Below are 8,495 nucleotides of genomic sequence, written 5' to 3' on the forward strand. Positions count from 1 at the left end.
TGATCTTTTGATTCTATAGTGCCATTATTAGTGAAGTTTTTCACAACAGTTTGGCCACCTTTAGTAGTAGTTTTCCCATTTTTTGTTTTTTCATCTGTAAAGAGATAGACTGTATCTACCTTATTGCTTGAGCTTATTGTTCCATTATTTCCCCTCTATGATTTTTATTTCATCTTTAGCTAGGTTGTAGAGTTTATAAACTAGAAAATCGATTTTAGATTCTAGCTCTTTGGTGTCTGTGGCTTTGTTTGTAGAATCTATCATATAGCTAATTCCTTGCATTTTTATATCCTTATCTAGTTTGGCACTATGGAGTTTTTTCGTGCAGTTTTTTGGAGAGAGAAAATAATCAAACCTATTACTATTGTGTAAATTGTAATTAAAAAATTCTCAAAGCCATTATATTTAATATTTCCAAGAAGATTTGCTATACCAAATATTAGTTGTGGTTTATAGCAAATTATCCATAAAGTTATCACAGCATTAATACTGGCAAAAAAATCAAGCCTTTCAATATGTCTAAACCAATATAAAATAAGTGCAATAAAAGCACAAGCTATACTAAAACATATTCCAAATGGGTTTAGGATCTCTAATATGCTAATATCTTGAATCAACCTTGAGATAAAATATAATGAGGCAAATAAACCTATGGCAATAATCAACCATTTTAGATTCAAAAGCAAATCTGTGTGATGATCACAAAGTTTGTGATAAAACCATAATTGCCATTTTTCTATATGTTCTTTTATAGTTTTGGTTTCTTTTTGCTGTAGTTCGAATTCTCTAGCGTAGAGTTCTTGTGAGTGTAGCTCGGAAGCATCGATTAGATTATGATGTGCTATGCGATTGCTCTTTAGCTTTCTAAATAAATCTCTATAGTTCAATAGTTGGCTATAATCTTGCGTTTCTTCTATTATGTCTTCATAGCTGTATTTTATGTATTGATGCTCTATGTTAAATTGATTAGAAAAGGTGCAGTTTGTAAAGCTTGGTTTATTACTAAAGTTTGCCTCATTAAAAGTTACAATGCCATTAAATACTACATTATCAAATTCTAACTTGCTAATATCTGTATTTTCAAAGCTTAATGTATCTTTGAATGTTGAATTTCTAAAAGTACAGGTTTCTGCATTTTTGTAATCTATTTTAATAAACTTTGTTTTATTGAATTCTATATGGTCAAATATACACTTATCTAGATTTATGGCTACAAATAATACTTCATCTTTGAATCTTGAGGATTCAAAATTCACTCTTCCTTTAAACTCTGCATGATCAAAAAATGTATATCCCTCAAAGATAGTGTCTTGAAAATTATTTTTTGCTATTTTATTATTGCCTTGTTTTGCTGAAAATTTAGTGTTTATAAAACTTGTTTCGGCTTTGAATCTTGACATTTCAAAACTTACTCCTCCTTGAAACTCTGCATGATCAAAAAATGCTTCGGCTTTGAATATGGAGTTTAAAAAAGTAGTTTGACAATTAAAGGTTGCACCAGAAAAATCTACTATGGTTTCAAATATACATTGAGTAAATGCAATTGTATTAATAAAATTATGTTCTCTAGCAATAACTTGATTTTTGAAATTGCAACATCCAAAAAATAGTTTTATATTGTTTATTTGTGCGAATAATAGATTATTGATTTTACTATTTTCGATAACAAGCTCTTTTATCTTTTGTTCTTCTAGTGTTTTGAGGTCAATTTCTTCTATTTCTATATTGCTTAGAATGATTTTATCTTGTCGCATTTCATATGCTTTAGCATTTTTAGCCAAGATTCCATATTGTGCTAGTTGTTCATTATATTGCATTTTACTTTCCCCTATGGTTTCGTCATTTGCAAAATTATAGATCTATAGCCTAGATTGTCAATTGTGGATTGCGCTTTTTGGCGATAGAGCCTGTGGTGATAGAATCTTAAGAAAATCTGCAACGATAGAATCTGTGCTAAGAAAATCTGTGGCGATAAGTCTAGCGTTGTTTGTGGGGTTTGGTGGTGGTGATGAGTGCAAATCTCATTTGTTAGAATCGCTTTGTGATAGCGTGGCTTTTGCTTGTTTGCCTAGCCAAAGGCTAGTTTGGCACTATGGAGTTTTTGCGTGCGATTTTTTGGAGTGAGAAAAGCACTAACTAAATAATTATAAAATCTATATTTCCAATCCTTTTCTATCTGAATTAATGCAATTTGAGATCATTTTGCTTATATAGATATTGTTTCGCACCGAAATCCAAAAAGCAGGATTTTTTCCTGCAATATAACCTTCTTTTGCATCCAGAAAAACTTTTTCTCCCCAAGTTGGTTCTTTTTCATTGATCAATAATCTAATCTCGTTATAAAGTTTCTTTGCACATTCAATATATGCATGCTCAGTATCCATAGTATCAGAAGTTCGATATCTGCAATACCAAAATTCTATTCTATTATTTTTTATGCTTGGAATATCAATTCTAGGAATCCAGCCCCTAGCTTGCATATCATATCTTCTAGCTGTAGTAAGTGTATAATCCCCATAATAAACATTAGGAAATTCTCTATAGAGGCGACTGAATCCTAAATCACATTTCTTGACTTCTCCCTCATTTGAGATCGGAACTGTTGGGGGAAAACAAGAAAAAGCATAAACTATTGCCTTGATTTTGAAGTCCGAAATTATTTTAATATAACTAAAAAAATCAAAGTCTTTTTGCTGATTTTCAGCATCCAAAATTACAATGCATTTATCTAAATATTTTTCTATTGTTTTAAGATATTTATGGTTATCTGGATCTAAAGCATTTAATCTTAGTGCTAAAGTTGGAAACTTCATGTCTAATGCTTCTATCTGCTTTAAAACATCATCTATACAATCAGGATTATAGTGAATACATGGAATAAAATTAAGTTCTGGCTTATTGTATTTCATAACAAAATCTACCCATTTTTTGTAGCCATCATTGTTAGATAACAACATACCTTGTATCTCATCATTATCTAGAGTTTCTTCTGTAGTCAAGTCTAATATGAAGTAGTTATTGGTAAAAATCTTAGATACTTTTTCCATTTTTTTTTCAACAGAACCTTTTTGATTTTTTTGAGTAATTCTCGATCTTGTTAGCTCTAAGATTGGTAATATTTTTATTTTGTCTGTATCTGATAATTTTTCATATGCCCTCAACTCTGCATCGCGACTTTTTAAAATTGGAAAATAATAAAACTTCATTTAATATTCCTTGAGATATCCTAATTTAAAAGCTCGATATTTAATTGCTGCAGATGAAACTTGAAAAAAATCAGCCAAACTATTTATTTTATTATTACCTTTTTTTATTTCAGTGTCAAATATTATTTTGGGCATTAATAAGTCTGCAGCAAATTGATTGGCTTCTAATTCTTTTTTATTTCCAGTATCATTGCTAGAACGAAAAAGGATAATGTCTTCAAGCTTATTGCCTTGTTTTAAAAAATCCTTATGTAAAACAAAATGTGCAAATTCATGTGCTAATGTAAATCGTTTTCTTGATACAGAATGATATTTATTTACAACTATTTGATATATACCACTAGTTCTATATTCTATTTTTCCAGAAATGTCATCATCGAAATAATCTTCCCAATAATCAATTTCTGGGATATTACTAATATAAGCAAATATATCAAAAGGTTGAGTTTCAATTCCTAGATTTTCTGCGTGGTTATATATTTCGTCAATGGTTTTCTTATTGTAAGTATCTAAGTTTTTATTTCCCTTATTACTAATAAAAGCCATTTGGTTCCCCTTGTTTATTCTTTGAAAGGTATTTCTAAATCTTTGCAACCCAATGTTTTTATTTCTTCTATTTCTCTAGTGAGTTTGTCAAGTTGATTTTTAATTGCTTCAATTTCTGTTATTGAATTATTTTCTGAATACTCCTTGGCAACCTCCTTGATTATTTTCTTTATTTCCACTTCTTTATCTGCTAGAAATTTTTTAACTTCTTCTCTTGTTTTGTTTTCAATATCTCTCATATTTTCATCATTCTTTCGTTTTAAGTAAAAAAATGATGAGATTCCAAATAAACCAATGATTGCTGATAGAATCAGCACAAAATTATTGTAATAAGAAATATAAAAACCAAAGTAATCTTTTGCTGAAATCAATTTGCTTGCACTAATTAATTGTTCTAAGTTTTTGCCAATATCTTCTTTTGTGTCAATTGGATTACCTATTAAAAAAACACTTTGTGATACTTCTTCATAGTTGAGCCATAGTGTAAAAAAGACTAAAGCAAAAAAAATCAAAGTCCAAAAAGTTAGGGTAAAAAAACCCCATGATAAAAATTTCACATTTTTTCCTTAATAATAGAGGGTTTCCCTAACAATAAAAATAAATCATCAGGATGTATTGTATGAGAATTCTGTTCAGATTCATTCTTTAGGAGTAAAAAATTTTCCAAAAAACGATATTCTAGCCCATTAATAATCATCTCTTTAAATTTATTTTTTTTGAAATGCTGAACAATATAATGTCGAATCTCAAAAGAGCTTTGTTTGCTATTTTTACGATATTCCTTAAGTTTGCTTTGTGTAATAAAAAATGTTTGATAATACGCATTAGGAGTATTCTTTGTGGGTTTCTTTTTTAAGATAAATTTCCTTGTTTGATCATTGAAAATAATAATGCCTACATTGTGCGGTAATTTTAAATTAAAATTTAAAAATTTTTGATCGAGTATTACATACACTTTATCACATATTTTGAGATAATCTTGTATTTGTCCATCAAGCTTTGCAAGATTGTCTTTCTTAGATTTAATTTCATAGCCAATAATATTTCTTTTTTCTATGGTTAAAATGTCAAGTTTTCGTTTTCCCATAAGAACTGGAACTTCTATGGAAACTAACAATAGATCTTGTTTTTGTTTGATTAATTCTTGTAAGAATAAACACTTGATTCGTTTTTCTTTCATTATTTTCCCTCTATGATTTTTATTTCATCATCGGTTAGGTGGTAGAGTTTATAGACTAGAGAATCTATGTGAGATTCTAAGGGTTTGGTGGAATTGAAAAAACATAATTTTAGAATCTACCTTAACCCTAGTCTTATTTTTTACTACCGCTATCGCTTGGATTTGAAGTTGGCTTTGAAGGTTGTTGCTTAACCTTAACCATTCTTGGAGATGAAACACCATCTTGGACTTTTTTGTTATTTGCTGATTGCAAAGGATTATTTGAGTTTTTCCCTTGATTTTTATCCATAAACTTCTCCCTATTTATTTGATAATAAAATAATAACAAACCATTACAATATATGCAATTAAAAGCAAAGTAAAACTTATTAATGCAACATTATTACAAATATTTCCAATTCTGCTCCATAAACTTTCTTTATCAAAATACTTTTCTTTCTCCTCTATATAATATTTATACGCATAATGTATGTCTTTTATATTGCCTTTCTTGCAACAATAAAATGAGAATAGAGTGGATGTTAAAGTAATGAGAGTTAATCCTGATAATAAAAATAAAATAACTATTGCATAGCAAGTATTTGGCACTTCTTTTAAAAATATAGATAACAATCCAAATAAAGAAGCACTTAATGTTAAAATCATTTTATCTTGTCCTTCTTGATTAGACTTTATCCTGTCATTTGCCTCACGAACATATTGTTCATAAAGCTTCTTTCTTGCTTCATTGTCTGTCTGATTCTGGTTTGTAGTATTTTGTTCTTTCATTTTATTTTCCTTCTATGGTTTTTATTTCAGATTCTGTGAGATTGTAGAGTTTATAGACTAGATTATCAATTTTAGATTCTAGCTCTTTGGTGTCTGTGGTGGGGTCTTTGGCTTTGGAATCTAAAATTTGCTCTACTAGGCTTATTATCTCATCGCTTAGGGCTTTGTTTGTAGAATCTATCATATAGCTAATTCCTTGCATTTTTATATCCTTTCTAGTTTGGCACTATGGAGTTTTTTCGTGGTAAATGCTTTCAACAAAAGAGATAAAATCTTTTCTTAGCTCTTCTAAGCTTTTATATCTATTTTTTATATTTTCATCGGTGCCCTTATTTAGAAAATCACATTTTGCATTATCTATATTCTTTTTTCCTGTAGCTACAAAATATAAAACCCTACTTAACGCATAGATTTCATCACAGCGATCATAATTTTGGAAACCTATTTTTTGAAGCCTTGATATTTCATTTAAGCTTCCCTTGATTTCAGTATTTTCGCTAGTCAAATCACTTTCAACTTCCTTTATAAGTCCAAAATCAGAAATTTTAACCACTGGAAATATTTTGTCATATTGTTTTAAAAGAATATTTTTAAAACTTATATCTCTATGCAAGATGCCACTTTCCCATAAAATACTAATACCCTTTAATATTTGAGAACCTAAATTAATTCTTTCTTGTTCTGTGATTTTTGGGTTATTTACATCAATATATTTTTCTAATGTAGTGTCGGCATATTCCATAATATATTCTTTGTTATTTTCATTAAAAGAATATGCTTTTAAAATATATGGGTTATTGATTTTTTTCATCATCTCAAATTCTTTTTCAAATCTTTTAAATTCTTTTTCGTTAGTATCTCGCTTTAACCTTTTTAACGCAAAATGACATTGATAAAATTCATCATAGTATTTATATACATTACCATATGAGCCACTACTGATTAAATGTAAAGTATAACTTTGATTTGTGTTTGGTGTTGTGATATTAGTTAGTGATGTAAAAATGGGAATTTCTGCATAAATTGTTATGACTTCCATTTCTGTAGGAATTTCACTTCCACCACTTGTTTTTAAAAATTTAAGGCATTGTTCGAATATTTTTTTATAGTAGTCATCTATATTAAAAGCATATTCACTATTTTCTAATTCTTTTTGCAATCTAAAAGAAGTTTCTATTCTTGACTTCAAAATGCGACTTTCATCAGCCCAATAGTAGTTCTTGTTGCTTTTGGTAACTGGGAGTCGTTCATTCATTTTATTAAAACAAGTTATGATATTGTTGTGCAAGGTTGAAAAAATAATTTGCAATTTTTCATTTTTAAAATCAGAATATAATTTTTGATAAGCATTTGTTACATCTTTTTGATTAAATTTATTATAAGTGTTTGTTATGGAGTTTTTAACCATTCGTTCTTTCATTTTATTTCCCCTCTATGATTTTTATTTCATCGTCGGTTAGGTGGTAGAGTTTATAGACTAGAGAATCTATGTGAGATTCTAGCTCTTTGGTGTCTTTTGTAGGGTCTTTGGCTTTGGAATCTAAAATTTGCTCTACTAGGCTTATAATCTCATCGCTTAGGGCTTTGTTTGCAGAATCTATTTTGGGAATAGGGATTATATTTAAATTTTGAGCCCCTAATTGCATATCCCCTACGCCCATTTTATTCATATTGGTTTCATAAGCATAATGCCAAACAATTTTTGAATTTAAAATTGCTACCAAATATTTAAGATTTTCAGTATTACTTGTCAAAATATAACAAGCATTATTTAAGGTAATTTTTTGATTTTCTAAAGCAAAATTTAAATTGTTCCCTATGACTTTCCAAATTATTTTTTCTTTTTCAAATTCCTCCAAATATGCACAATGTCTAAGATTATAAGGCGTTACGCCTTTGTCGCTTCTCTTGCTAAGGTTTGGCTCATAAGTATCCAAATAAGCCTTTAAAGTTGGATAATCCTTTATATCAATAGGCGGAATCTTATTGCCTTTGGAATCTTGGTAGCCATTGTGCGTATTTATAAGCCACAATCCCGCCCATTCATAGCTGTAGCGTTTGATGTCTCTACCGCGTAGCATTTTTTTGATGAGTTTGCTTGTGCGTGTTTTCTCGCTTTTATCCTTGCAGTTGTTTAGAATCTCCTCTCTTTTTGCGCTATCTATGATAAAGGCTTCATTGTAGCCTGTTTTGATTCCATAGTTTATAGAGATGTCCCATTCTTTTAGCGGTGTGCCAAGGCTTTCTATCTTTGCCTTTAGGGCTTGGTTTGCTTGGTCTTGAAATATAAAAGAATCTTTGCTTAGACTACTTTGGTGCAAAGGCTGTGCGTGTAGCTCATCTGTATCTAGGCTAGGCTGTGTAGGTGCTAGGTAGTCAAAGCTAGATTCTAAGCTTGGCGGTGTCTTTGTAAAAGTGATGATACTTGTATCCACGGTGGCAGAATCAAAGATCTTTAAGCCATTTAGGTCAATGTAGTGTAGAATCTGTGTGTTTGCTAGGATAAATGCTCTCAAAGGTTCGCCATAGCCTGCACGCGTGTATTTGTTGCTCGTGATAAAAGATAGGAGTGCCTTTGGCTTTAGAATCTTGTAGCCTTGCTCAAAAAAGTAGGTGTAAATATCGCTCGTGCCTTTGTAGATACTAAAGGCTTTTTGGAGATGTGGCTTTAGGTGCTTTATCTCTTCTTGGCGGATATAAGGTGGATTGCCTATCACTAAATCAAAGCCCAAAAAATCGCCATTGTTATCTAGCACTTCTGGGAATGCAAAGCGCCATTCAAAAGGCTTGTTTGA

Annotated in this window: 12 protein-coding genes; 1 reads left to right on the plus strand and 11 read right to left on the minus strand. The window is 30.0% G+C overall.

Features of this window, described 5'->3' with window-relative positions; all coding sequences use genetic code 11:
* Positions 1 to 144: 144 nt before the first annotated feature.
* Together CCY97_RS08320 and CCY97_RS07910 are read right to left on the minus strand one after the other, a co-directional pair.
* Positions 145 to 282, minus strand: coding sequence for a hypothetical protein (locus CCY97_RS08320; RefSeq protein ID WP_181562870.1), 138 nt, complete (start codon positions 280 to 282; stop codon positions 145 to 147).
* Positions 283 to 296: 14 nt separating this feature from the next.
* Positions 297 to 1,817, minus strand: a complete 1,521-nt coding sequence (locus CCY97_RS07910; protein ID WP_112064930.1) for a pentapeptide repeat-containing protein — start codon at positions 1,815 to 1,817, stop codon at positions 297 to 299.
* A 61-nt stretch (positions 1,818 to 1,878) separates the two neighbouring features.
* Between CCY97_RS07910 and CCY97_RS07915 the strand changes: the two genes are divergently transcribed.
* Positions 1,879 to 2,124, plus strand: a complete 246-nt coding sequence (locus CCY97_RS07915) for a hypothetical protein (RefSeq protein ID WP_112064931.1) — start codon at positions 1,879 to 1,881, stop codon at positions 2,122 to 2,124.
* A 29-nt stretch (positions 2,125 to 2,153) separates the two neighbouring features.
* On the opposite strand, the gene CCY97_RS07920 is transcribed toward CCY97_RS07915, so the two are convergent.
* The 9 genes from CCY97_RS07920 to CCY97_RS07955 all read right to left on the minus strand — a co-directional run.
* On the minus strand, positions 2,154 to 3,206 hold the full coding sequence (locus tag CCY97_RS07920) for a hypothetical protein (protein WP_112064932.1): 1,053 nt from the start codon (positions 3,204 to 3,206) through the stop codon (positions 2,154 to 2,156).
* On the minus strand, positions 3,207 to 3,752 hold the full coding sequence (locus CCY97_RS07925) for an ImmA/IrrE family metallo-endopeptidase (RefSeq protein ID WP_112064933.1): 546 nt from the start codon (positions 3,750 to 3,752) through the stop codon (positions 3,207 to 3,209). It lies immediately after the preceding gene.
* Between the two features lie 14 nt (positions 3,753 to 3,766).
* Complete coding sequence (locus CCY97_RS07930) at positions 3,767 to 4,309, minus strand: hypothetical protein (protein WP_112064934.1); 543 nt, start codon at positions 4,307 to 4,309, stop codon at positions 3,767 to 3,769.
* Positions 4,306 to 4,932, minus strand: coding sequence for an MmcB family DNA repair protein (locus CCY97_RS07935; RefSeq protein ID WP_112064935.1), 627 nt, complete (start codon positions 4,930 to 4,932; stop codon positions 4,306 to 4,308). Before CCY97_RS07935 ends, CCY97_RS07930 begins: the two co-directional genes overlap by 4 nt.
* Positions 4,933 to 5,065: 133 nt before the next feature.
* The gene (locus tag CCY97_RS08325; protein ID WP_181562871.1) at positions 5,066 to 5,221 is read right to left on the minus strand and encodes a hypothetical protein; all 156 of its coding nucleotides are present in this window, start codon (positions 5,219 to 5,221) and stop codon (positions 5,066 to 5,068) included.
* 14 nt (positions 5,222 to 5,235) lie between these two features.
* Positions 5,236 to 5,700: a hypothetical protein gene (locus CCY97_RS07940; RefSeq protein ID WP_112064936.1), complete on the minus strand. Its 465-nt coding sequence runs from the start codon at positions 5,698 to 5,700 to the stop codon at positions 5,236 to 5,238.
* Between the two features lies 1 nt (position 5,701).
* Positions 5,702 to 5,902, minus strand: coding sequence for a hypothetical protein (locus CCY97_RS07945; RefSeq protein ID WP_112064937.1), 201 nt, complete (start codon positions 5,900 to 5,902; stop codon positions 5,702 to 5,704).
* A gap of 24 nt (positions 5,903 to 5,926) precedes the next feature.
* Positions 5,927 to 7,120 carry a protein kinase family protein gene (locus CCY97_RS07950; protein ID WP_112064938.1) on the minus strand — a complete coding sequence of 398 codons (1,194 nt, stop codon included), beginning with the start codon at positions 7,118 to 7,120 and terminating at the stop codon, positions 5,927 to 5,929.
* Between the two features lies 1 nt (position 7,121).
* Positions 7,122 to 8,495 (minus strand): Eco57I restriction-modification methylase domain-containing protein (locus CCY97_RS07955; protein WP_146744534.1); only part of this gene is annotated, 1,374 nt, incomplete at its 5' end.

Source organism: Helicobacter sp. 10-6591, from assembly GCF_003288805.1.
Taxonomy (GTDB): domain Bacteria; phylum Campylobacterota; class Campylobacteria; order Campylobacterales; family Helicobacteraceae; genus Helicobacter_F.